Below are 23,507 nucleotides of genomic sequence, written 5' to 3' on the forward strand. Positions count from 1 at the left end.
CACTCTCTTGATTAACTCAACTGCTCCATCGCCTGCAGAATACGCTTATCCGAAATCGGATAAGGCGTGCCCAGTTGCTGCGCGAAATAGCTAATCCGCAACTCCTCCAGCATCCAGCGAATCGCCTGTACTTCGGCATCATCCTGACGTTGCGGCGGCAATTTATTGCGCCACGTCTGCCAGGCCTGCTCCACCGCCTGCACTTTCAGCATGCGCGCACGATCGCTGTGTGGATCCACCGGAAGTTTCTCGAGGCGGCGCTCAATACCTTGCAGATAGCGCAGCGTATCACCGAGACGCGACCAGCCATTGCCGGTCACGAAACCGCGATACACCAGGCCATTCAGCTGCGCTTTGATATCGCCTAATGCCAGCGCCAGCGACATATCCACGCGACCCTTAAGGAACTTGTTGATATTGAACACGCAGGTCAGGATCTGTTCGACCTGTTTGGCGATGGTGACCACGGTTTCATTCAAATCGGCACGCACTTTGTCGCGTAGCTGTTCGAAGTTCTCCTGTTGCCATGCCGGACCGCCCGCCTCCGCCATCAACTTATCCACACCGCAGGCGATGCAGTCATCGATCAGTTCCAGCACTTTGCCGTACGGATTGAAGTACAAACCGAGTTTGGCTTTGTTTGGCAGCTTCTCGTGCAGATACTTGGTCGGCGACGGAATGTTGAGCAGCAGCAAGCGACGCTGACCGCGCCACATCATTTTCTGCTGTTCCACTTCGTTATCGAACAGGCGAATTGCTACGCTGTCCTTTTCATCCACCAGCGCCGGCCAGGCTTTGACCTGATAGCTGCCACGCTTCTGCTCGTAGCTTTGCGGCAAATCGCCAAAGCTCCAGATGTGCAAACCGCTCTGCTCGAGGCCATCGTCTGCCACTTTCGACAGCGTTTCCTGCACTTTGCCTTTCAGCAGCAGCCGCAGTTGATGCAAATTCTTGCCTTCCTGCAGCTTACGGTTGTGCTCGTCTACCACGCGGAAAGTCATTTTCAGGTGATCGGGCACCTGATCCCACTGCCAGGCTTCACGGTCAATGATCACGCCGGTCATACGGCGGAATTCGCGTTCCAGCGCATCCAGCAACGGCAGCTCCATCGCAGTGACGCGACCAAGAAACGCTTCGGCGTAGTTCGGCGCAGGCACCAGATTGCGGCGCACCGGCTTGGGCAGCGATTTGATCAGCGCGATAACCAACTCGCGACGCACGCCAGGAATTTGCCACTCAAATCCGGTCTCTTCGATTTGATTCAGCAGCGGTAGCGGAATATGCACTGTCACGCCATCGGCATCCGCGCCCGGTTCAAACTGATAGCTCAGCTTGAGTTTCAGGTTGCCCTGATGCCAGAAGTTGGGGTAATCGAGCTGGCTGACTTTGTCCGCGCCATCTTTGATCAGCATCTGCTTATCAAAGCTCAGCAGGTCCGGATTCTCTTTGCTGGCTTGCTTCCACCATGCATCGAAATGGCGCGCAGACACCACATCGCTGCCGATGCGGCGATCGTAGAAAGCGAACAGCGTTTCGTCATCGACCAGAATGTCGCGACGACGCGATTTGTGTTCCAGATCTTCAATTTCGTTACGCAGTTTCAGGTTATTGCGGAAGAACGCGTGACGCGTCTGCCAATCGCCCTCCACCAGCGCATGACGGATAAACAGCTCGCGGCTGAGCTGGGGATCGATGCGGCTGTAATTGACCTTGCGCGCCTGCACAATCGCCAGGCCGTAAAGCGTCACTTTTTCTGTCGCCATCACCGCGCCCTGCGCTTTTTCCCAGTGCGGTTCGCTGTAGCTGCGTTTGATCAGATGCTGCGCCAGCGGTTCGATCCATTCCGGATCGATACGTGCGGCAACGCGGCCCCACAAACGGCTGGTTTCCACCAGTTCCGCCACCATGGTCCACTTCGGCGGCTTCTTAAACAGGCCTGAACCGGGGAAGATGGAGAAGCGCGCGTTGCGAGCGCCGGTAAATTCCTGCTTGTCGTTATCTTTCTGCCCAATGTGCGACAGCAAACCGGTGAGCAAAGCGCAGTGCAATTCACGATACGGCGCAGGTTCACTGTTGACCGGCATACCTTGTTCCCGCACCACCTGACGCAGTTGGGTGTAGATATCCTGCCATTCACGCACGCGCAGATAGTTAAGGAACTCGGTTTTACACAAGCGGCGGAAGTGATTACTGGAGAGCGCTTTTTGCTGCTCCTGCAGGTAATTCCACAGATTCACGAAGGCAAGGAAATCGGACTCTTTATCCTCAAAACGACGATGCTTTTCGTCAGATGCCTGCTTTTTATCAGCGGGACGCTCACGCGGATCCTGAATTGATAGTGCCGCGGTGATGATCATCGCTTCGCGCACGCAGCCAAACTTTTGCGCTTCCAGCACCATGCGAGCCATACGCGGATCGACCGGCAACTGGGCGAGCTGGCGACCCGAAGGCGTCAGCTTGTAGGTTTCGTCTTCACTCAGCGTGATGGCACCAAGCTCTTCCAGCAGGCGCACGCCGTCCTGAATGTTGCGCTTGTCCGGCGCTTCGACAAACGGGAAGGCAGCAATATCGCCCAGCCCCAGCGCCGTCATCTGTAAAATGACCGAGGCGAGATTGGTGCGCAGAATTTCGGGATCGGTAAATTCCGGGCGGCTGAGGAAATCGTCCTCGGAATAGAGGCGAATACAGATACCTTCCGAAACGCGTCCGCAGCGCCCTTTGCGCTGGTTAGCGGAAGCCTGCGAAATCGGCTCAATCGGCAGGCGCTGCACTTTGGTACGGAAGCTGTAGCGGCTGATACGTGCGGTGCCGGGATCGATAACGTATTTGATGCCAGGCACGGTCAGCGAGGTTTCTGCTACGTTGGTTGCCAGCACGATGCGGCGTCCGCTGTGCGACTGGAACACGCGGTTTTGCTCGGCGTTCGACAGGCGCGCATACAGCGGCAGAATCTCGGTGTGCGCAATATCTCGCTTCATCAGCGCATCGGCGGTATCGCGGATTTCGCGCTCGCCGCTCATAAAGATCAGAATGTCGCCGCGGCTCTCTTGTCCCAGCTCATCGACCGCATCAAAAATCGCCTGCAGCTGATCGCGATCGGTATCGTCAGCGTCCTCGACCATCGGACGATAACGCACTTCCACCGGATAAGTACGGCCCGAAACTTCAATCACCGGCGCATTGTGGAAATGGCGTGAGAAGCGCTGCGGATCGATGGTGGCTGACGTGATGATGACTTTTAAGTCAGGACGACGTGGCAACAGTTCGCGCAGATAACCAAGCAAGAAATCGATATTCAGGCTGCGTTCGTGCGCTTCATCGATAATGATGGTGTCGTACTGCAGCAACAGGCGATCCTGCTGGATTTCCGCCAGCAGGATACCGTCGGTCATCAGCTTAACCTGGGTGGTTTCGCTCACCTGATCGTTGAAGCGCACCTTGTAACCGATGGTGCCGCCGAGCGAGGTTTCCAGCTCATCGGCAATGCGGTTCGCCACGGTGCGCGCCGCCAGACGACGCGGCTGAGTGTGACCAATCAGCCCTTTCACTCCGCGCCCCAGCGCCAGACAGATTTTTGGCAGCTGCGTGGTTTTACCCGATCCGGTTTCACCCGCAACGATCACCACCTGATGCTGACTGATCGCATCGGCAATGTCCTGCTGCTTCTGACTGACCGGCAGGTTGTCCGGGAAAGTGATGCGCGGTGTCGCCGCCGTGCGCTGCGCAAGGCGCTGCTCCGCCGCGACAAATTCCGGCTCCAGCTCAGCCATAATGCCCTGCTGCGCCGCAGGATTTTTCACCTTGGCAGCGCCCAGCAATCGACGTCGCAGACGCTGACTGTCGCGCAGCGTCAGATTATCGAGCCGCGGCCAAAGGGAGGCTAAAGATGAAGAGTCGGATGATGACATAGCGATGCGTACCTGTTGTTGCAGCGGGCAGATGATTTCCCGGCGGATTCAAGCAATTAATGGTCGGCATCATAGCACAATTTGGAACACCTGCCTGAACGGGACGTGCGAGGTTATTCAATTATTTCGAACATAGATCTCGAAATATTGCGCTTTTACCTCGCGGGCTAACTCCGTACAGTGTAAAGCATTGAGCGGTAAGCCAACCGCGTAACGCACAGGAAAATACCATGAGCAAAGTTTTAGTTCTGAAATCAAGCATCCTCGCTGGTTACTCTCAGTCAAATCAACTGGCTGACTTCTACGCTGACGAAGCACGCGCTAAAGGTGATTCAGTTACCGTGCGTGATTTAGCCGCGCAGCCGATTCCGGTGCTGGATGGTGAGCTGGTTGGCGCACTGCGTCCATCCGACGCACCGCTGTCTCCACGTCAGCAGGAAGCGCTGTCTCTCTCCGATGAGCTGATTGCTGAACTGCAAGCCCATGACACCGTGGTTATCGCCGCGCCAATGTACAACTTCAACATTCCAACTCAGTTGAAAAATTACTTCGACCTGATTGCCCGCGCTGGCGTGACCTTCCGTTACACCGAAGCAGGCCCAGAAGGTCTGGTGACCGGTAAACGTGCGGTGATTCTCTCCAGCCGTGGCGGCATCCACAAAGATACGGCCAGCGACCTGCTGACGCCATACGTGAAACTGTTCCTCGGCTTCATCGGTATCACTGACGTGAACTTCGTGTTCGCAGAAGGCATCGCTTATGGTCCAGAAGTGGCGACCAAAGCGGCTAACGATGCAAAAGACGCCATCAAGCAAATTGTTGCTGCGTAATCATTTTTCACTATGATGCATGCCCGTCAGGCTTATCTGACGGGCATTTTTTTTGCTGTTGTTTTCTAAGCGCTTAAAGCTCCATACTGCACTTCTTTGCCAGCCCCTGAATGGTCGATTTCAGCACAGCGAAAGGAGATGAAGTGATACACCACAATCAATATGGTCAGCCCATCGGTTTTGCGTTACCCGACTGGCAGCCCGCCACCTTCCCGCCCGCCGTTATTCTCACTGGCCGTTTTTGCCATCTCGCACCGCTTCAACTCAGTCACGCGCCCGCCCTTTTTGCCGCCTTTTCACTGGCAGCCGACGATCGCGACTGGACCTGGCTCGGCGCATCGCAGCCGCAATCGTTAGCTGAAATGACCGACTGGGTCGCCAACAAAATCGGCGACAGTGGATTAGTCAGTTATGCGGTGATCGATCAGGTTAAGCAGCAAGCGGTTGGCGCGGTCTGTTTCGCCAATATCGAGATGCAGAATGGCGCGATTGAGATTGGTCATGTTACCTGGTCGCCGCTGATGCAGCGCAACGTGTTGGGCAGTGAAGCAATATATCTGCTGTTGCAGCAGGCTTTTGCGCTCGGTTATCGCCGCGTGGCGTGGCGTTGTGATTCCCTTAATCTGGCTTCACGACGCGCAGCAGAGCGTATCGGCTTTACCTTTGAAGGCCGCTTTCGTCAGGCCATGACGCGTAAACAGCGCAATCGCGATACCGATTGGTTGTCGATCATTGATAGCGAATGGCCAGCGATTCAGCAGGCCTTACGCGAATGGCTGGCGGTAGAGAATATGGATCAGCACGGGCGCGAAACGCAAAAACTGCGCAGCTTTTTCCCCGCAGATTGACGTTGTCTATACTGACTAGCTTTTATCTACGCAATTGCAGAGGTACTCATGTCCAACGTATTTATCATTGGCGGCGCAGGCAACATTGGCCGTCGTCTGGCATCACTGCTGGCCGCAAACGGGCACGTTGCGCGCCCGCTGTTTCGCAAAGCGGAACAGGAGCAGTCTTTGCGTGAAATGGGTGCTGAGCCGGTTAACAGCGATTTAACCGCGCTGGACGCAACATCCCTGGCCGCGCTAATGGCGGGCAGCGATGTGGTGGTGTTTACCGCTGGTGCCGGTGGCAAAGGTGGTGAAGAGATGACAAACGCCATTGATGGTAAAGGATTAACCACCGCGGTTGCTGCCGCGCAGCAGGCCGGCATCTCGCGCTTTTTGCTGGTCTCGGCCTTCCCCGAAGCTGGCAGAAACAAAAACCTCTCCGCCACCTTCGAGAACTACATGCGCGTGAAGAAAGCAGCCGATGTCGAGCTGGCGCAAAGCGATCTGGATTGGGTAATTTTACGCCCCGGAACGCTAACGGATGAGGAAGGCCAAGGCAAGGTGCGTGCCGGTTTGGCCATCCCGTATGGCGACATTCCTCGCGATGACGTAGCGGCGACACTGGCTGAACTCATCGCACAACCGGCTGTCAGCCGCGTGATCATTGAGTTGACCGGCGGTGAAATGCCGGTGCGCGAAGCGATTAAACCACTGGCATCACGCTAGCGCCTTCAACTCTCGGCTTCATCCAATGAACGCAAATGATCCTTTTTATTCAGCGTCATCAGCGCCGGAATACTGATCGCAGCCGTAACCATGATGTACCAGGCGGGGATATCGAGATTCCCCGTTTGCTTAATCAGGGAGGTGATAATCAATCCGGCACAACCTGAGAAAAGCGCGTTAGAGAGTGAATAAGCCAGACCCAGCCCGGTATAGCGAACGCGCGTCGGGAACATTTCAGCTAGCATCGCCGGGCCTGGTCCTGCCAGCAATCCAACAATTCCACCCGCAACAAACACCACCAGCGCCTTGATCAACAGCGTTGAAGAGTCGGCCTGCAACACTTTCAGTAACGGTAATGCCAGCACCAGCAACAAGCATGCCGCGAGAACCATCACGCTGCGGCGTCCAATTTTATCGCTAAGAATACCTGCAGGGATGATGGTCGCAGCAAAGCCAAGGTTAGAAATCACCGCAATCAACAGCGCCTGGTTAAAGCCGGTGTGCAGCGAAGATTGCAGATAGGTTGGCATGATCACCAGATAGGTATAACCCGCCGCTGACCACACCATCACGCGGCAGATTGCCAGCAGGATAATCCTGAGCGTTGCGGCAAAACTGGCGCTCACCGCCGCTGGCTGATGCGCATTTTTCGTTTGTTGCTGACGCACAAAACTGGGCGTTTCTTCCATGCTGTAGCGCAGCCACAGCGCCACAATCCCCATCGGCAAGGCGAGGAAGAAAGGAATGCGCCAGCCCCAACTGTGCATCTCATCTGCACTCAGCACCGCCGACAGCAATGCGACAATGCCAGCGCCCGCCAGCAGGCCCAACGCCACGGTGAATGATTGCCATGCCCCGTAACGCCCACGCTGCCCCTTGGGGGCAAATTCCGTCATTAATGACACCGCGCCGCCGTATTCACCTCCGGCAAACAATCCTTGCAGAATACGCAGCCCGGTAATGATCAGCGGCGCCGCCACGCCAATGCTGGCATAGGTGGGAATAACGCCGATCGCAGTTGTCACCAGCGTCATCATGATCAAGACAAAAATCAGCGTAGGCTTGCGCCCTATGCGATCGCCCATGCGACCAAAAAATATCGCGCCCAACGGACGGAAGAAAAAGGCGATGGCGAAGGAGGCGTAGGTCAGAATAATGCCGGTCAGCTCGGCTTCACCCTGCAGGCGAAAGAAGTTCTGCGCGATCACCGTCGCGAGGAAGCCATAGACCGCAAACTCGTACCATTCAATGAAATTGCCCACTGAACCGGCGATTAAGGCGCGCTTCTGTGCATCCGTTGTAGTTTGAGGCATTGGCATTTAACGCTCCCAGAAAAAGATTATCCGCTGATAAATCTTACTTACGCAGCCACTGCCCATTGATGCCGCGCACATACTCGCCGCTACCCGCGCGATTCACCAGCTTCTCGCCGGCAATGCGCGCCACTTCACTGGCGCTCAGGTTATTTTGCTGTGCCACGCGCTGATATTGCTGCAGGCGGCCATCGTTGATGCGTTTGACCAGCGCCAGCGTCTCTTCGTCCTGCTGACGCGCCGCCACATAGCCGCTGAGCGTTTCGCCCACACGCCCTTGTTGACGCGCCTCATCCAGCGTGAGCGCCCAGGCAGAAGGCATCAGCAGCAGCGCCGCAAGCAGCGCTATCCCCTTGCGTTTCATCATGCTTCTCCTCAAAACAGTCCGCTCTGGTTCTTCAGCAGCGCTTCCACATCTTTATCCACCTTGATGTGAATCTCATGCTCAATTTTGACGTTCATATTGATGGTGATTGGCTCCTTCGGCGCCGCAACTTCAATGCGCGGCACGCAGCCAATCAGTGGCAGCCAGGCTGCCAGCACCAGTAATGCCCTGAGGCTCATGGTTGGGGATCCTTCTTCGAGGGTAAGGTGGCATTTTGCTCCACCCAGGATTGCAAATTATCGCCAAAGCGCAGGCTGCGCCACAGCTGGAACAAATTTTCCTGATGCCGGTAGTTCAGATCAACGGTCTGTCGGCGGTTGCTGAACTGACTCACGCCTTTCACTTCCGACTGCATGATCAGATTGCCGAAGTTATCCAGATCGAGGGTGGCCCATGAACGCGAGATCTCCATGTAGCGTAGCCAATCCAGCGCCGCTCCGGCCGCAAAGTTATTGCTGACAATGGCATCCGCCATATCTTTATCCAGCCGGAAGGTCAGCGGGCCGCTGTTGGCGATCCAGCCCTTTTCAATCAGCCATTGCGGATTGTTTACCCATAGCGGCAACTCGCCATTCACCTTGCCGGACATGGCAAATTGCTTGGGTTTAATCGCAGTAACCAGCTTGCTGAGATTGATCTCTTTCAGCGAGACGCGCGCCGCTTCATGCTGCGGCATACGCAGCTCGGGCATGCTGACGTGTCCGCCTAACAAATCAAGATTGACGTTGCTAAGCGTTAACGGCTGGCGCTCCTGCCACGGATAGTGACCTTGCAAATCGGCGGTGATGTTTTGCAGCGAGAACTGATTTTTCACTTCGGCGATACGCAGTGAAACCGGACCGCGCCGCCCAAGCTGCCATTGATGATCCTTCAGGCGGAACGGCAGCGAGAAATCGATACCGTTGATTTCACTGTCCGGCATCCACAGGCTGCCGTTTTTCACCGTCCAGTGACCGCCCGCTTCGAAGCCCTGCTCGCTGGCCGCCGAGAATGCTACCTGCGCGCGCAGTTCGCCCGACTGAATACGCATCTTCAAATCACTGCTGAGCAGCGGCTGGAACACCGTCAATGATTGCGCTGGCCACCAGGCTTCGCCACGCAGACGTTCGCCGTCCCAGCGGCCATGCACACGTACCGGACCAATATCCTGCGCCGTCAGCTGACCGCGCCAGATAAACTGGCTGGGATCGCTGCCTTTGGCTTCAAAATTGAGTTCTGATGGCGGCAGCCAGCCGCCGTAGCTGAACTGGGTTTGACCCGACTTTAGCGTGAAGCCGCCGTTAAACGCCGGATGATCCGGATCACGCTGCCAGCGCACCGGCGCGTTGAGCGTCAGGCGCGGTTTAGCCACTTGCACCATGCCGTACGCCAGCTGATCGAAACCGGTATTCAGCGTGTCGAGGCTGATCAAGGTGTCCTGCCAGCTGCCGGTGCCCTTCACGTCCCATTTGGCGGTGAGCGGCTCGATCTGACCGTCACCCCAATAACGCCAGTTCCACACGCCGCTGTCCGGCCAGAAATCGCTGGCGCGCCCATCGAGATGCAACCTGAAGCGACCAAAGCTGGGATCGTGTGCCTTAAGGATCGCCTGCAGGCGACCATTAATGCCGCGCGACGCCACCGTTACGCCCGCCAACGGCCAGCGCGCTTCATCCACTTCCAGCGTTGAGAGCAAGCGCCCGCGCAAACGCAGCAGCGCGCCCTGCTTCAGGCTCAACTGCGGATCGGTGAGCACGCCGTGCAGCAAGCCGGGCATACTGCCAAACAGCTGCAGATCGGCGAATTTGCTCTCACCGGTCAACTGGAACGGCAAAGCGCTGTCGACCATGCTCAGTTTGCCGGGGCCGACGCTCAATACCAGATTGCCTTTGCCACCGCGCCCTTGCGTCAGCAGATTGAATCGCCCGCTGACCAGCGTGTTTTCCAGCCCTTGCTGCCAGTTTTCCAGCGTCACTGCCATGCCGCCCGATAGCGGCTGATCGGCCTGTGGCCAGCGCCATTGGCCTTTCGTAATACGAATCTGCCGCTCGTCGACCTGCCACGGCAGCTGCAGCAGCGGCTGATCGTCATCCTGCTGTTTCACCGTCAATGTGCCTTGCTGTTGCTGCCAGTTAAGCGTCAGCGCCAGCGGCTGCGGCCACTGCACAACATTGAGGTCGGCACTGAGTTCGCCCGCCACCGGCAAGCCATCGGCAAAGGTTGGCAAGGTAACATCGCCGTGCAGATTGAGCGGTTTTGGCAGTAGAGGATGACTGAGCTGCAGCTGGGCAATCTGCAGCAACTGACCTTGCAAACGCGCATCCACATTGAGGTTGTCGCCCTGATAATGCAGCCGCTGTACATCTTTATCTAAGGTGAGATCGAAACGACCGGCATATTGTTGCCACGGCAGAATGGTGATTTTTTGCAGATGCACATCGGCGCCAGGCAACATCTTCTGCCAGTCGGCCAGGCTGCGCGGCGCACCGCTGGCTTCGCTGTGCGGCAGCGATTGCAGGCAGTCGCTGTTAAGTTGCACTTCACCGGCGCTGAGCTGCCAGCGCTTTTGCTGCCAGCCAAGCGCCGCATCGCTGACGTTTGCCAGTTCACAATCGCCCGCCAGATAACGCACCGCCGGGAAATGCAGCGCACCTTGCTGCCAGCGCGGCGTGCCGTTGAGTTCTACGCGGGTATTTTCGGGCAGCCAGATACCGGCCAGACGCGGCAACCATTGCGTGAGCGTCAGCAGCAATCCCAATAGCAGCAGTATCAGCGCCAGCAGCGCAGCAAGTGTTCGGCGAAGGCCACGCGTCATGGCAGTTAACGTTCCTGTTCTTTACACAATCCTGACGAGGAGCCAAATGATGGCATGTTACGTCCGGCAAATGAAGGTGTTAGCGACATAGTCTGGCTGAAGAACAGCAAAATGACGCGGAAAACGTTATCCTGTTGTGATACCGACGTTGCATTTTTCAGGAGCGAAACAATGAAAGTTGCGGTTTACAGCACCAAGCATTACGACCAGAAATACCTTGAACACGTCAACAGCAGCTACGGATTTGAGCTGCAGTTTTTTGACTTCCTGCTGACACCGGCGACGGCGAAAAACGCCGCGGGCTGTGATGCAGTGTGTATTTTCGTCAACGATGATGCCAGCAAAGAGGTACTGGAAGAGTTGGCGGCGCTGGGCGTGAAGCACATTGCGCTGCGCTGTGCCGGTTTCAATAACGTTGATCTCGCGGCAGCGAAAGCGCTGGGCTTGAACGTGGTGCGCGTCCCGGCGTATTCCCCGGAAGCGGTGGCCGAACATGCGGTTGGCCTGATGATGACGCTGAACCGTCGCATTCATCGCGCTTATCAACGCACGCGCGATGCCAACTTCTCGCTGGATGGCTTAACCGGTTTCAACATGCACAACAAAACTGCGGGCGTGGTCGGAACCGGCAAGATTGGTATCGCAGCGATGCGAATCCTTAAGGGATTTGGCATGCGCCTGCTGGCGTTCGATCCCTATCCAAGCCAGGCGGCGCTGGAGCTGGGCGCGGAGTATGTCGATCTCAAAACACTGTTCGCTGAAGCCGATGTGATTACATTGCACTGCCCGCTTACGCCGGAAAATCACCATCTGCTTAACGCACAGGCGTTCAGCCAAATGAAAGATGGCGTGATGATCATCAACACCAGCCGTGGCGGTTTGATTGATTCACAGGCAGCGATCGATGCGCTTAAACAGCAGAAGATTGGTTCGTTGGGGATGGATGTATACGAAAACGAGCGCGATCTGTTCTTTGAAGACAAATCGAATGACGTGATTCAGGATGATGTGTTCCGTCGTCTGTCGGCCTGTCACAACGTGCTGTTCACCGGCCATCAGGCTTTCCTGACCGCCGAAGCATTGACAGCGATTTCAGAAACCACGCTCAGCAACTTGCAGCAGTTGGAACGCGGCGAAACCAGCCCGAATCAGGTCACTGCTTAATCTTTCTGCGCCTGCCTTAGCGGGCGCAGCTTCCACCCATCAGCGCCTGCTCGTCACAGCGACGACCATTAGCCAACTGGCACATACCGATGCGTGAGCCGTCTAACTGACGCGAAAACGCCAGCGATCCCCCGGCATTACTACAATTCACTTCAGCCATTGATGACATCACAACGCGCGGTTGTACGTGGGCGGCAGTAGCTTGTTGCGGCGGTTCGTTGTCACTGTTGCTGCTGCAGGCAGAAAGTAACAAGGTAGCGCCAGCCAGCAGGAAGAGAGCGGCTTTCATCGATGGGGCTCCGGGGATTGAGCGAAAAAGTCGCACCAGAATATGTCAGGTGCGGTGAGGGATCGATAGGCGACACAGCTTTTTACAAAATTTAATTTCATTGTTTACAAGCAGAATTATCCTGTTTGAGATATTTCCGCCCTTTTCACCCGGCGGATTGTTTGTTTATCAACCACTAAGGAGAGAACGATGTTGACGGATATGCTTATCCGCATCGCGCTGGCCGGGATTCTCGGCGGACTGATTGGCCTGGAACGGCAGCTGCGCGCCAAAGAGGCCGGTTTGCGCACCCATATTCTGGTCGGTATCGGCAGCGCGATGTTTATGCTGGTATCGAAATATGGCTTTGCCGATATGTTAGTCAGCGATCATGTGGCGCTCGATCCCAGCCGTATTGCAGCGCAGGTGGTGAGCGGCATGGGCTTTCTTGGTGCCGGCACCATCATTATTCAGAAGCAAGTGGTGAAAGGTCTCACCACCGCCGCCGGTTTATGGGTTACTGCGGCGATTGGTCTGGTGATCGGTAGCGGCATGTATGAGATCGGCATTTATGGCACCGTGCTGGCGCTGGTGGTGCTGGAAACGTTTCGTCGCATCAGTCACTGGCTGATTGGCCGTCATCATACGCTGCTGGTGCATCTCAAACCGAAAAGCGTGCCGCTGGTGCTACTGGTGCTGCAGCGCGAGAATGTGCGCTACGGCCATATCGCCGTGGTGAACCGTGATGAAGAGATTGGCCTATGCGAATTAAGCGTAGAGGTGACATTGTCACGACGCACGCCGATGCACAACATCTATGACAAAGTGATGGAAATCAAAGGCGTTCAGTCGCTGGAGATGATGTAAAAATCAGCAATGTTAGATTCCGGTGCGCTGCCATCTCGCAAGCACACAGATGAAAAAGTCGCGTCAGAGCCCTTTGCTAAACTGAACTGATAACCCCCGTAAATTTTGCGGGTTTCTCAGCGTAGCAAAGGACGATTTATGATTACCGTCGACGGTAACGGTGCAGTGGCTTCAGTCGCCTTCCGCACCAGCGAAGTGATTGCCATTTATCCCATCACGCCCAGCTCGACCATGGCCGAGCTGGCGGATAGTTGGTCAGGCGAAGGCCGCCGTAATATCTGGGGCGATGTGCCGCGCGTGGTTGAGATGCAATCGGAAGGCGGCGCGATCGCCACCGTGCACGGCGCGCTGCAAACCGGCGCACTCTCAACTACATTCACCTCGTCGCAGGGATTGCTGTTGATGATCCCGACGCTCTACAAACTGGCGGGCCAGCTGACGCCGTTTGTTCTGCACGTCGCGGCGCGTACCGTGGCGACGCACGCGCTGTCGATTTTTGGCGATCACTCCGATGTTATGGCGGTGCGACAAACCGGCTGCGCGCAGCTCTGCGCCTCGAGCGTGCAGGAAGCGCAGGATTTTGCCCTGATTTCACAAATCGCCTCACTAAATAGCCGCATCCCTTTTATCCACTTCTTCGATGGCTTCCGCACCTCGCATGAGATCAATAAAATCGTGCCGATCAGCGATGAAACCTTACAGGCGCTGATGCCCGCCGAAGCGATTAACGCCCATCGTGCCCGTGCGTTAACACCGGATCGCCCGACGATTCGCGGCACATCCGCCAATCCTGATACCTATTTCCAGTCACGCGAAGCCACTAACCGCTGGTATGACGATTGCACCCAGCACGTAGAAGCCGCGATGACTGCGTTTGGCGAAAATACCGGCCGCCACTATCAGCCGTTTGAGTATTACGGCCATCCGCAGGCCGAGCGCGTCATTGTGATGATGGGATCCGGCTGCGGCACCGCCGAAGAAGCGATTGATGAGATGCTGCAGCGCGGCGAGAAAGTCGGGCTGGTGAAAGTACGCCTCTATCGCCCATTTTCGGCAGCGCATTTGCTGCAAAAGATCCCCGCTTCCGCCAAACGTATTGCGGTGCTTGATCGCACCAAGGAGCCCGGCGCGCTCGGCGAACCGCTGTTCCTGGATGTGATGACCGCGCTGGCTGAAGCCTACAGCCGTGGCGATCGCGCGTCGCTGCCGAAGGTGATCGGCGGTCGCTATGGTTTGTCGTCGAAAGAGTTCGCACCCGATGCGGTGCTGGCAGTGTTTCGTGCCTTGTTGCGTGATCAACCGCCGGCGCGTTTTACCGTCGGCATTTATGACGACGTCACCCATCTTTCGTTGCCGATCGAAGCCAATATCGTGCCGAATCGCGCGCGGCTCGAAGCGCTGTTTTATGGTTTGGGCAGCGACGGCAGCGTCAGCGCCAGCAAAAACAACCTGAAGATAATCGGCAACGCCACGCCGTGGCACGTGCAGGGTTATTTCGTCTACGACTCGAAGAAAGCTGGCGGCCTGACGGTTTCCCATCTGCGCGTCAGTGAATATCCGATTCAATCCGCCTATCTGATTCAGCAAGCCGACTTCATTGGCTGCCATCAGCTGCAGTTTATCGATAAGTATTCCATGCTCGATCAGCTTAAGCCGGGCGGGATTTTTCTGCTCAATACGCCTTACAGCGCTGATGAAGTGTGGTCGCGCCTGCCGCAGGAAGTGCAGAGCCAGCTCAACGATAAACAGGCGCGATTCTATGCGATAAACGCGGCGCGTATCGCCCGCGAATGCCAGCTGGGCGCGCGCATCAACACCGTGATGCAGATGGCCTTTTTCCATCTGACCCAGATTTTGCCTGGCGATAGCGCGTTAACCGAACTGCAAAACGCCATTGCCCGCAGCTACAGCAGCAAAGGCGAAGAGCTGGTGCAGCGCAACTGGCAAGCGCTGGCGATGGCACAACAAGCGCTCCAGGCGGTGCCGCTGCAGCCGGTAGACGATCGCAGTCCGCATCGCCCGCCGGTGGTCTCGGATAGCGCACCCGATTTTGTCAAAACCGTCACCGCCGCGATGCTGGCCGGCCTTGGCGATAAACTGCCGGTTTCGGCGCTGCCGCCGGATGGAACCTGGCCGGTTGGCACCACTAAGTGGGAAAAACGTAATATCGCCGAAGCCGTGCCGATCTGGCAGCCCGATCTCTGTACCCAGTGCAATCATTGCGTTGCCGCCTGCCCACACTCGGCGATTCGCGCCAAAGTGGTTGATCCTGCAGCGCTAGCAGATGCGCCAGCTTCGCTCGCTTCACTGGATGTAAAATCGCGCGATATGCGCGGACAGAAATACGTGTTGCAGGTGGCGCCGGAAGATTGCACCGGCTGTAATCTGTGCGTGGAAGTGTGCCCGGCCAGCGATCGCCAGCATCCGGAAATCAAAGCCATCAACATGAAATCACGCCTCGAGCATGTTGAGACGGAAAAGGTCAATTACGATGCCTTCCTCGCGCTGCCAGAGATCACCGCCGAGCAGCTGGAACGTATTGATATCCGCACCTCGCAGCTTATCACGCCGCTGTTTGAGTATTCCGGTGCCTGTTCGGGCTGCGGGGAAACGCCCTATATCAAACTGCTGACGCAGCTGTATGGCGATCGCCTGCTGATTGCCAATGCCACCGGCTGCTCCTCCATTTACGGCGGCAATCTGCCTTCTACACCTTACACAACCAATGCCGAAGGTCGCGGTCCCGCGTGGGCGAATTCGCTGTTTGAAGATAACGCCGAATTTGGCCTGGGCTTCCGTTTAAGCGTCGACCAGCAGAAACAGCGCGCGCTCAGATTACTGGATCAATGCGCGGCGCAGTTACCGGCGGAATTGGTTGACGCGCTAAAAGGTGACAATGTCACGATATCGCAACGACGCGAGCAAATTGAACAGCTGCGCGCCCTGCTTGCTGCGTCATCGCAACCGGAAGCTAAAGCGTTAAACGAAGCAGCCGATGCGCTGGTAGAGAAATCGGTCTGGCTGATTGGTGGCGATGGCTGGGCGTACGACATTGGTTACGGCGGACTCGATCACGTAATGAGCCTGAGCGAAAACGTCAATGTGCTGGTACTGGATACGCAGTGCTACTCGAATACTGGCGGACAGGCATCAAAAGCGACGCCGCTCGGCGCGGTGACCAAGTTCGGCGAACAAGGTAAACGTAAGGCGCGGAAGGATCTTGGCATGTCGACGCTGCTGTACGGGCATGTGTATGTGGCGCAGATTTCACTGGGCGCACAACTCAATCAAACCGTAAAAGCTATTCAGGAAGCGGAAGCCTGGCCGGGGCCGTCACTGATCATCGCTTACAGCCCGTGCGAAGAGCATGGCTACGATCTTGCTTATAGTCACGAACAGATGCGCCTGCTGACCACCAGCGGTTTCTGGCCGCTGTATCGCTTTGATCCACGACGCGCCGAGCAAGGTAAAGCCGCGCTGGCGCTGGATTCGCGTCCGCCAAATTCCGAACTGGAACAGGCATTGATGAATGAGCAGCGTTTCCGCCAGTTGCAAACCCAGCGGCCTGAAGAAGCGTCGCAGTTGTGGCGTGATGCAACCGAAGCCGCCAGTCAGCGTTATCAGCGGCTGGCGGAGTTAGCAGGTAAAACGGAGAAAAGCGAGTAGATTAAAAAGCCCGACGCTTAAGCAGTAAATTGCCTATGTATGAAGGTGCGCATGAATGCGCACCCTACGAAAACCTCGCCAAACCGCTGTAGGGTCGCCATTCATGGTGACCGATTAACGCATAACTGACGAGCACTACGGCGCGATGGCCGGGCGTTTCTTTGCTGGGTTAACGTTGATGGATTAACAAGGCTTGAGCTGAACGATTGCCATCTCCACCGCCCGATTCGGTGAACCGGTGAGTTCACGATAGCGCAGCTGCAGATTGCGCAACTCGCTGGCTAACACCTCTTTTTCGGTTGCTGCGCCACGCTGAACAAGCTCCAAATAACATTGCCCCACCAGCCGACACGCCTCTTCAAAAACCATATCGTACGTTTGCATTTGCCACTCCTCACCTTAAGAAAGTAAAAAAAGCACTTCGGCCATCCTGTCAGGCCCAGATGAGGTAAATATTTGCCCAGATCAAAAAATAGCCAGATTGTTCAGGCAAAGTGTGCGCTTTTGTTTCAAACGCACAAGCAACTCGTATTCTTAAATTTTAAGAATAACAAACACTTCTATATTTCAAAATAATTAAATTTACATTAAATTTTATTTTGAATGTCGATGCTTCTTTCAATAATCCCAACTTCAACATCGGCTCCTAAATTTTTAACCATAGAGTTATAAACCCCTGAGTCTTTGTTCTCACTTTTAAAAGTTAGAACAAAAGAAACATTTTGCTCATCCATTTCATGGTGAGAGGCCATACCAAATTGATAAAGGTCACGTGCATAAATTCTAGCATGTAAACGCAACACTTTATTATCTACTGACACTCCTGAAAAAACTTTCCCATGATGCCTTACAGGACTCCACTTTGCTAATTCTTTACGAGATTGAATTTCTTTTTCTTTGGACTCTTTCATAGAGCCTAGAATATTCTTTACCTTTCCATCATTTCCAACTGACTGTAAAGCACATTGTAGTCTCGTTGAAAAGTAATTATCACCGCCCAGTTCTGACACCAAAGGTTGAAGTATCGCAGTCAAAACAATCTCACCTTTTATTTGCCCATTATCAAGCATTTCAGAGGGTAAAGGGATATCATTCCAATAATATGCAAACCCGGCTTTTATTTTAGCATTCCACGCAAGCGTTACGGTGCCCGGCTCGCATAGCCAAGGTAAATTTTTACCCCTAAGCCATGGAGATCCCCAGCCTAAACGGAAATCATGATAATGACTTTCACCTTTATTAATAAGTAATGCTTTTACCAAGTCTGGGGTGGGGCTTTTTAGGTTATCAAAGGTATGTGCCGCAACAGATGATATTAACGGCGTACTAAAACTTGTACCAGTATCAATAGAACCACCTATCATTCTGAGAGTGGAGAACCATGATAACTCTGGTTTTTTCATACCTCCAGGCGCTGGGCCTCTTAAGCTAAATGGGCATGGAGAATCTGGCAAGCCTTGATCATCAGCTACGCGTCCAGAGACTGTAAGCGCAGCCTCGCAATCCGCAGGAGGACATAGCCTTGAGTTATTTTCTTTACTTACATTACCAATAGCTATCACCGGAAGGATATCAAACTCTCGCGCTATTTTATTTATCTCATGCCCTAAGTAACTTATCTCATTGCTACTGAAAGAAGGACTTCCTTCATTGAAAGAGAGGTTCCACACAGAAGATACTTGCTTGGTTTTTTCTGCAACATCTCTTAAGTAATTTACGAATTGTTCTGACGTTGGCTGTACTGGAATGTTCTTTTTATTAATTGCCTGAACACTAACAAACTTGCACTCTAAGTCAGGCAAAGCCAAGTTATTATTCCATGCAGCCCCCTGACAAATAACTGAGGTAACTTGATTGCCATGTTTTAAATCGGCATCGACATCTCTGACTAAAGGCTTAATATTTAAGACATTCAACGGCAAGTAAGAGCCGGCGGAGCAGCCACCATCAATAATTACGACAGTTGGCATTGAATCTAAATTGATTAATTTGGGAGCTGGTTCAGCGCCATCACCCGGAGGAACAGATTTAACACTCACTTGAGCTACGGGATCAACTCTGTACACCACTCCGGACGCTAACAGCTTTCCGAGTTTTTCTTTACTTTCAATAGTGGCGGTGAATGAAAGTGAACCTTCAACAAGATATTTTTTTATTTTTTCACTAAAAGAATCCAAATCAGATTTGTTTACACCTGAGATTCCAAGAACATTATTAAACCTTGCATCCCCAAATCCAATTACTTTACTATTTACTAATTTTTCAATTTCATTATAAACGGACAATCGTGATCCATTATCAAAAAATGGCAATAACCACAAATTAAACTGATATCCCGAAGATTTCCCTTTTTCAAAAACTTCGTCAATGTCTCTGTGGCGTAATGCCTCTTCACGATTAAAAGGAGAAATGCTTTCTAACCTTGAAATATCAACCTTAACTGTAGCTGATTTGGGATTCACAACCTTATTAATTATTTCATTTATTTTGTCTTTTTTTATCTCAACAAGAAAGCCGTTATAGGCTGGAGCTACAATACGGACATAATGATTGCTCTCAAACAAATCATCTGGTGTCCATGACGGTGCATACGAATCTGAGAACATTTTAACTATCAGATGCAAACGTCCGGCCAAGGAAATTAGACCATCATCCTTTTGAATGCTTTTTAACTCTGCAGACAATTTTTCCTGTTGTATGCCGAGTCGAGAAGTTACTATTCCTTTAGCACTTTTACCTCCCCCACTAACAGAATTAGGGGTTGGTTGCATCAAGAGTGAAAGAATTGGATTCAATACTGGGGTATTATTTCCTTCGGCCATCGCTCTTACTCCTTAAGATATGTTGAAATGGTTTGTCTACTAAGATGTAACAATTGACCTAATTCTGACTGCGTAAATAGTTTTGTGTTTGTAAGCAATTTCAATATCTGCTTTTTGAGATCGATATCCATTTTATCAGAGGCAACCGAACCTGAGCTTTCTTGACTAGTACTCATTACAGATTTAATTACCGCTGCTAAATTAATTGGCGTATCACTTAGAACAGATTGTCTTCTAATCGAGATGGCAACAGTTTCAATGTCAGCACCACTTAACCCTTCAGATATAACAGACAAAGCTTTTATATGCTTATGCTCACCTTTATCCTGATATAAAAAATGATTCCATAGTGTTTCTCTAACATCAATATCTGGAAGGCCAAACTTTATTTTGAAAGGGAATCTCCGCCATATAGCCGGATCTAAAAGACCTGCATGGTTAGTTGCAGCAATAACAACGGCATTGTCATCCAATGAATCCAGCCCCTGGATCAAAGTATTGACCACTCTCTTTAGTTCACCGACTTCATGCCGGTCATCCCTTAGCTTTGCAACTGCATCTACTTCATCCAGGAAAATGATCCCATTTTTCGAGGGAACAAAGTCAAATATTTGCCGTAAATTTTTAGCCGTATCTCCTAAAAGGGATGAAATAACTGAATCAAGTCGAACAACGTATAATGGTCGATTAAGTCTGGACGCAACATGCCCAGCGATTAACGTTTTACCGGTTCCCGGTGGCCCAGATAATAGAAGACCCAATCTACCAGACAATCCGTTTTCAATTAATTTATCCTGATGTTTTACACTATCTACAAATTGTTCAAAAATGCAACCTTCTTCTTCGCCAAGGAATAAAGGCGTGACTGGCCATTGATGCTCTTCAAGTAGTGGAATTCGTGATTTCGGATCAATTGGCAAATTATCGCTATATCCTGAACTACGTAAAGGCACACCTTTACGACGGACAACAGACTTAATTTTTTTTGCGAGTTCCATATCATCGGCACTAATGGACTTCGCAATCCTATTACTAACGCTTCGTACTTCTGTGTAGTTAGCATCCAGGGATGCTTCAATGAGGGCAATAATGTCCTCGACAACGATGTTCATACACTTCCTCTATAACAAATGACAATGGAAAACCGATTTTTGTCATGCCGACAGCCATGAATGTCATCGCTATGAGGATAAATGTCAAACCATTTCATGCTCAATGCATTTAATTTGATCAGGCTATCAAAATTCAGTACCAGCTTGACCAAGCTTAGACATTGAGGGGGCCTACCACTCCATAAGTCTGTGCATATGCTTGATGATAGATATTGGAAATCGAGCAAGTAATACGTACCATACGCGACATCCCTGTGCTCATCGGCTGGGCACACAAATTATCAAATCAACGATCAGATGGAGAGCGGGTGCAGTCTTAAAAGAAATTATGCCCCCTATATGCCCCTTTTGATTACAGAGATAGTAAATAATGCAAGAAAATCAATCTACTGCTAAAAAAGAACAATACAACCTCAACAAACTGCAGAAGCGTTTACGTCGCAACGTGGGCGAAGCCATTGCTGACTTCAATATGATTGAAGAAGGCGATCGCATCATGGTTTGTCTGTCTGGTGGTAAAGACAGCTACACCATGCTGGAAATCCTGCGTAATTTGCAGCAGAGCGCGCCGGTCAACTTCTCGCTGGTGGCGGTAAATCTCGACCAGAAACAGCCCGGTTTTCCAGAGCATATTTTGCCGGCTTATCTGGAACAACAGGGCGTTGAATACCACATCGTTAACGAAGACACTTATTCCATCGTTAAAGATAAAATTCCTGAAGGCAAAACCACCTGCTCGCTCTGTTCGCGTCTGCGCCGCGGTATTCTGTATCGCACTGCCACCGAGTTGGGCTGTACCAAGATCGCCTTAGGTCACCACCGCGACGATATCCTGCAGACCATGTTCCTCAACATGTTCTACGGCGGCAAGATGAAAGGCATGCCACCAAAACTGATGAGCGATGACGGTAAACATATCGTGATTCGTCCGTTGGCTTACTGCCGTGAGAAAGACATTATTCGTTTTGCAGAAGCGCGCCAGTTCCCAATCATTCCTTGCAACCTGTGCGGTTCGCAGCCGAATCTGCAACGTCAGGTGGTTGCCGACATGCTGCGCGACTGGGATAAACGTTATCCGGGCCGTATCGAAACCATGTTCACCGCGATGCAGAATGTGGTGCCATCACATATGGCCGACATCAATCTGTTCGATTTCAAAGGCATCAAACACGGTGATGCCGTGGTAGATGGCGGTGATTTGGCGTTTGATCGCGAAAGCTTACCGGTGCAGCCTGCGGGCTGGCAGCCAGAAGAGGACGACGCGCCCAATCTCAGCGTGCGTCTTGATGTGCTGGAAATTAAATAATCGGATTTGCTGTGAAATTAGGCGCGTCGCTTCGGCTACGCGCCTTTTTTATTAGCGGTGCGGTGGTGGATCCTGGATCGGTGGAAATTCGGGATCGTACGGCGGCTGTACGGGTGGTATCGGCTGCGGTTGTGGAATCGGTTCGGGAATCGGTGGTGGATCGGTAGGAATTGGTTCGCTGGCAATGATCGCTTGCATGCCCTTCTCCTTGTCACTGAATGTCCTTTAAGCATAGGAAAGGATGAGTATTCAAGCCAAGCGGGCAAAAAAAAGCCGGCGGATAGGCCGGCGTCGTACGAATCAAATGTGCTATGCAGTAATTCAAAAAAGGAAGTAAGACAATATGGAGCGCAACGCCCATCGCTTGACGTTGCATTCACCTGCGGGAAAGAGTTTGCCCCGATTGCCCTGGCGGGATATTGATATCGATCAGGTTTATTCCGCTTTTATGCCTTACAACCATTTGCGCCGTTTCAGCCATATCGCCACACCGCCCACCATCGCCAGCAGCAGCACGCAGAAGGCGGTGAAGCCCAGCGCCCAATTGCCGCCGGGAATGCCGCCGAGGTTGACGCCGAATAAACCGGTAAGAAACGTGGCCGGCAGGAAGATCATCGCCATCAACGACATAGTATAAGTGCGGCGGTTCATCGATTCCGCAAGGATTGACGCCACTTCATCCGCCAGAATTGAGGTTCGCGCCACGCCCGCATTGAGATCGTCCAGTCCACGTCCGAGACGATCGGCAACTTCTTGCATGCGGCGGCGGTCGTCGTCATTCATCCACGCCATCTTTTCGATAGCCAGCCGCGCATAGACATCGCGCTGCGGTGCCATATAACGACGCATCACAATCAATTGCTTACGCAGCAGCGCCAAATCGCCGCGCGCAGGCACTTCCTGATTCATCAACGCATCTTCCAGTTCGATAATTTTATCGTGCATCTCTTCGATAAATTCACTGGCGTGATCGGTTAACGCATCGCACACATCCACCAGCCAGCTGCCGCCATCAACCGGACCATTACCGTTTTGCAGATCGGTCAGCACGGCATCAATGGCGTACACCTTGCGACGGCGCGTCGAGACAATCAGCTTGTCGTTGATAAACACGCGCATTGCCACCAGCTGATCGGGACGCGAATCGGCATTGTGGTTTACGCTACGCAGCACAATCATGAAGCCGTCGCCAAGGCGTGTCACGCGCGGACGCATGCTGTCGCCCGCCAGCGCGTCACGCACAGAATCGGGGATCAGCGGCGTGTTTTGCAGCCATTCCGCACTTTGCCGTTGGGTGTAATTGAGGTGCAACCAGCAGGGACGTTCGCAGTTGATGACATCTTTATCTTCGATGGGGATCATGCCGCCTGCGCCATCCAGCTGACAGGACACAATAGCATCGGATACTTGTAACGCTTTTCCTTCAATGACGTTCACGAACTCGCCTCACTATCAAAATCAATACGATACAGTCTAGCGTGGCGCAGACCAGTTGCAATCATCAGGCTGTGAGCAA

The 23,507-nt window shown here is 53.1% G+C and carries 18 protein-coding genes; 7 read left to right on the plus strand and 11 right to left on the minus strand.

The genetic code is table 11. From position 1 onward, the window contains the following. Positions 1-11: 11 nt before the first annotated feature. Positions 12-3,908, minus strand: a complete 3,897-nt coding sequence (gene hrpA, locus ACXIZX_RS09455) for an ATP-dependent RNA helicase HrpA (protein ID WP_479404044.1) — start codon at positions 3,906-3,908, stop codon at positions 12-14. A 230-nt stretch (positions 3,909-4,138) separates the two neighbouring features. On the opposite strand from hrpA, the gene azoR reads away from it, so the two are divergent. From azoR to ACXIZX_RS09470, 3 genes are all read left to right on the plus strand, one after another. After that, entirely contained in the window at positions 4,139-4,738 is a 600-nt protein-coding gene (gene azoR / locus ACXIZX_RS09460) for an FMN-dependent NADH-azoreductase (protein ID WP_008106416.1), read from the plus strand. Positions 4,739-4,884: 146 nt separating this feature from the next. Then, complete coding sequence (locus ACXIZX_RS09465; protein WP_479404866.1) at positions 4,885-5,586, plus strand: GNAT family N-acetyltransferase; 702 nt, start codon at positions 4,885-4,887, stop codon at positions 5,584-5,586. Positions 5,587-5,634: 48 nt separating this feature from the next. Then, positions 5,635-6,294: an NAD(P)H-binding protein gene (locus ACXIZX_RS09470; protein WP_479404045.1), complete on the plus strand. Its 660-nt coding sequence runs from the start codon at positions 5,635-5,637 to the stop codon at positions 6,292-6,294. A gap of 5 nt (positions 6,295-6,299) precedes the next feature. Here the strand turns inward: ACXIZX_RS09470 and ACXIZX_RS09475 are convergent, their stop codons facing one another. From ACXIZX_RS09475 to ACXIZX_RS09490, 4 genes are read right to left on the minus strand one after another with little or no spacing between them, the layout of a single operon-like run. Continuing rightward, positions 6,300-7,613 carry an MFS transporter gene (locus tag ACXIZX_RS09475; protein WP_479404046.1) on the minus strand — a complete coding sequence of 438 codons (1,314 nt, stop codon included), beginning with the start codon at positions 7,611-7,613 and terminating at the stop codon, positions 6,300-6,302. A 37-nt stretch (positions 7,614-7,650) separates the two neighbouring features. Further along, positions 7,651-7,971 carry a YdbL family probable chaperone protein gene (locus ACXIZX_RS09480; RefSeq protein ID WP_008106428.1) on the minus strand — a complete coding sequence of 107 codons (321 nt, stop codon included), beginning with the start codon at positions 7,969-7,971 and terminating at the stop codon, positions 7,651-7,653. Positions 7,972-7,982: 11 nt separating this feature from the next. Further along, on the minus strand, positions 7,983-8,171 hold the full coding sequence (locus ACXIZX_RS09485; protein ID WP_008106429.1) for a YnbE family lipoprotein: 189 nt from the start codon (positions 8,169-8,171) through the stop codon (positions 7,983-7,985). Further along, a complete protein-coding gene (locus ACXIZX_RS09490; RefSeq protein WP_479404047.1) occupies positions 8,168-10,786 on the minus strand; it encodes a YdbH family protein in 2,619 nt (872 codons plus the stop codon). Before ACXIZX_RS09490 ends, ACXIZX_RS09485 begins: the two co-directional genes overlap by 4 nt. A gap of 171 nt (positions 10,787-10,957) precedes the next feature. On the opposite strand from ACXIZX_RS09490, the gene ACXIZX_RS09495 reads away from it, so the two are divergent. Further along, positions 10,958-11,950, plus strand: coding sequence for a 2-hydroxyacid dehydrogenase (locus tag ACXIZX_RS09495; protein ID WP_258143387.1), 993 nt, complete (start codon positions 10,958-10,960; stop codon positions 11,948-11,950). 16 nt (positions 11,951-11,966) lie between these two features. Here the strand turns inward: ACXIZX_RS09495 and ACXIZX_RS09500 are convergent, their stop codons facing one another. Next, complete coding sequence (locus ACXIZX_RS09500) at positions 11,967-12,239, minus strand: putative hemolysin (protein ID WP_061718809.1); 273 nt, start codon at positions 12,237-12,239, stop codon at positions 11,967-11,969. A 189-nt stretch (positions 12,240-12,428) separates the two neighbouring features. On the opposite strand from ACXIZX_RS09500, the gene ACXIZX_RS09505 reads away from it, so the two are divergent. Beyond that, positions 12,429-13,085, plus strand: a complete 657-nt coding sequence (locus tag ACXIZX_RS09505) for an MgtC/SapB family protein (RefSeq protein WP_008106437.1) — start codon at positions 12,429-12,431, stop codon at positions 13,083-13,085. A gap of 138 nt (positions 13,086-13,223) precedes the next feature. Next, the gene (gene nifJ, locus ACXIZX_RS09510) at positions 13,224-16,751 is read left to right on the plus strand and encodes a pyruvate:ferredoxin (flavodoxin) oxidoreductase (protein ID WP_479404048.1); all 3,528 of its coding nucleotides are present in this window, start codon (positions 13,224-13,226) and stop codon (positions 16,749-16,751) included. Positions 16,752-16,934: 183 nt separating this feature from the next. On the opposite strand, the gene ACXIZX_RS09515 is transcribed toward nifJ, so the two are convergent. The 3 genes from ACXIZX_RS09515 to ACXIZX_RS09525 form a co-directional block, all read right to left on the minus strand. Then, positions 16,935-17,135: a DUF2767 domain-containing protein gene (locus tag ACXIZX_RS09515; RefSeq protein ID WP_479404049.1), complete on the minus strand. Its 201-nt coding sequence runs from the start codon at positions 17,133-17,135 to the stop codon at positions 16,935-16,937. 203 nt (positions 17,136-17,338) lie between these two features. Continuing rightward, positions 17,339-19,573 (minus strand): S8 family peptidase, encoded by a 2,235-nt coding sequence (locus ACXIZX_RS09520; RefSeq protein WP_479404050.1) that lies wholly within the window; start codon positions 19,571-19,573, stop codon positions 17,339-17,341. Positions 19,574-19,578: 5 nt separating this feature from the next. Next, a complete protein-coding gene (locus tag ACXIZX_RS09525) occupies positions 19,579-20,685 on the minus strand; it encodes an AAA family ATPase (protein WP_479404051.1) in 1,107 nt (368 codons plus the stop codon). A 370-nt stretch (positions 20,686-21,055) separates the two neighbouring features. Between ACXIZX_RS09525 and ttcA the strand changes: the two genes are divergently transcribed. After that, positions 21,056-21,991 (plus strand): tRNA 2-thiocytidine(32) synthetase TtcA, encoded by a 936-nt coding sequence (gene ttcA, locus ACXIZX_RS09530; protein ID WP_479404052.1) that lies wholly within the window; start codon positions 21,056-21,058, stop codon positions 21,989-21,991. Positions 21,992-22,042: 51 nt separating this feature from the next. Here ttcA and ACXIZX_RS09535 read toward each other — a convergent pair whose 3' ends face one another. After that, the gene (locus tag ACXIZX_RS09535; RefSeq protein ID WP_179450727.1) at positions 22,043-22,189 is read right to left on the minus strand and encodes a hypothetical protein; all 147 of its coding nucleotides are present in this window, start codon (positions 22,187-22,189) and stop codon (positions 22,043-22,045) included. A gap of 255 nt (positions 22,190-22,444) precedes the next feature. After that, positions 22,445-23,428 carry a zinc transporter ZntB gene (zntB, locus tag ACXIZX_RS09540; RefSeq protein ID WP_008106446.1) on the minus strand — a complete coding sequence of 328 codons (984 nt, stop codon included), beginning with the start codon at positions 23,426-23,428 and terminating at the stop codon, positions 22,445-22,447. Between the last annotated feature and the right edge of the window lie 79 nt (positions 23,429-23,507).

The sequence above is a fragment of the Candidatus Pantoea symbiotica genome (assembly GCF_056491525.1).

What these genes read in the sequence shown, in the direction of transcription:
- ACXIZX_RS09490 (WP_479404047.1), bottom strand. Translation starts at nt 10,786, where the DNA reads ATGACGCGTGGCCTTCGCCGAACACTTGCTGCGCTGCTGGCGCTGATA.
- ACXIZX_RS09470 (WP_479404045.1), top strand. Translation starts at nt 5,635, where the DNA reads ATGTCCAACGTATTTATCATTGGCGGCGCAGGCAACATTGGCCGTCGT.
- ACXIZX_RS09535 (WP_179450727.1), bottom strand. Translation starts at nt 22,189, where the DNA reads ATGCAAGCGATCATTGCCAGCGAACCAATTCCTACCGATCCACCACCG.
- ACXIZX_RS09525 (WP_479404051.1), bottom strand. Translation starts at nt 20,685, where the DNA reads ATGAACATCGTTGTCGAGGACATTATTGCCCTCATTGAAGCATCCCTG.
- ACXIZX_RS09520 (WP_479404050.1), bottom strand. Translation starts at nt 19,573, where the DNA reads ATGGCCGAAGGAAATAATACCCCAGTATTGAATCCAATTCTTTCACTC.
- ttcA (WP_479404052.1), top strand. Translation starts at nt 21,056, where the DNA reads ATGCAAGAAAATCAATCTACTGCTAAAAAAGAACAATACAACCTCAAC.
- ACXIZX_RS09500 (WP_061718809.1), bottom strand. Translation starts at nt 12,239, where the DNA reads ATGAAAGCCGCTCTCTTCCTGCTGGCTGGCGCTACCTTGTTACTTTCT.
- ACXIZX_RS09480 (WP_008106428.1), bottom strand. Translation starts at nt 7,971, where the DNA reads ATGAAACGCAAGGGGATAGCGCTGCTTGCGGCGCTGCTGCTGATGCCT.
- ACXIZX_RS09485 (WP_008106429.1), bottom strand. Translation starts at nt 8,171, where the DNA reads ATGAGCCTCAGGGCATTACTGGTGCTGGCAGCCTGGCTGCCACTGATT.
- ACXIZX_RS09515 (WP_479404049.1), bottom strand. Translation starts at nt 17,135, where the DNA reads ATGCAAACGTACGATATGGTTTTTGAAGAGGCGTGTCGGCTGGTGGGG.
- ACXIZX_RS09475 (WP_479404046.1), bottom strand. Translation starts at nt 7,613, where the DNA reads ATGCCAATGCCTCAAACTACAACGGATGCACAGAAGCGCGCCTTAATC.
- azoR (WP_008106416.1), top strand. Translation starts at nt 4,139, where the DNA reads ATGAGCAAAGTTTTAGTTCTGAAATCAAGCATCCTCGCTGGTTACTCT.
- ACXIZX_RS09495 (WP_258143387.1), top strand. Translation starts at nt 10,958, where the DNA reads ATGAAAGTTGCGGTTTACAGCACCAAGCATTACGACCAGAAATACCTT.
- ACXIZX_RS09505 (WP_008106437.1), top strand. Translation starts at nt 12,429, where the DNA reads ATGTTGACGGATATGCTTATCCGCATCGCGCTGGCCGGGATTCTCGGC.
- nifJ (WP_479404048.1), top strand. Translation starts at nt 13,224, where the DNA reads ATGATTACCGTCGACGGTAACGGTGCAGTGGCTTCAGTCGCCTTCCGC.
- hrpA (WP_479404044.1), bottom strand. Translation starts at nt 3,908, where the DNA reads ATGTCATCATCCGACTCTTCATCTTTAGCCTCCCTTTGGCCGCGGCTC.